1 protein-coding gene is annotated in these 527 nt (G+C 55.2%); it reads right to left on the bottom strand.

The features are described from left to right. Nucleotides 1–39: 39 nt before the first annotated feature. Nucleotides 40–527, bottom strand: a 488-nt coding sequence (locus CSC66_RS17400) for a hypothetical protein (protein WP_202935701.1), incomplete at its 5' end; no start/stop codon positions are given.

Raw genomic sequence — 527 nt, 5'->3', positions numbered from 1 at the left:
TTCCTTCTCCCTTCTCCTCCCCTTCTCCAGTCACCTCTTTCATTGTACCACCTCGCCCTCCTCTCCATTGTCCTCCCGCTCTTTCCCTCCGGTGGGTCTGTACGTCTGTGAATGGCGGCTGCCCTTTTTACCCACCCTCTCCGTCCGTGCTCCTCCCTTTTTCCCCTCTCTTCCCTCTCTTCCCCTTTTCCCTCTTCCTCCCTCTCCTTTCTTTCTTCCTCTTTCTTCCCCCTTTCTTTTTTTTCCCTTTCTCCCTTTTCCCTCTTCTTCTCCCTTCGCGTCTCCTTCTTCCCTTTTTCCTCCCCTTCTTTTCTCCTCTCTTCTTCTCCTCTTTTTTCTTCTCCTTCTTTTCTTCCCCTTTCTCTCCCCTCCTCCTTTCCCTCCTCCTCTACCTTCCATTACTTCTCCTTCTTCACTCCCTTCCCCTTCCTTCTCTGATTCTCCCTCTTCTTCTTCACGCCCGGCCCCCTGCCGCTTGAACTCCCCCGCCCGACCGGCCTCGGAGTTCAGCGGCGCTGCCGCCAGGG

Source organism: Pseudoxanthomonas kaohsiungensis (assembly GCF_010211765.1).
GTDB classification, from domain to species: Bacteria; Pseudomonadota; Gammaproteobacteria; order Xanthomonadales; family Xanthomonadaceae; genus Pseudoxanthomonas; species Pseudoxanthomonas kaohsiungensis.
The sequence above is the reverse complement of the archived record's forward strand: the minus strand, read 5'-3'. Positions and strand labels throughout refer to the sequence as shown.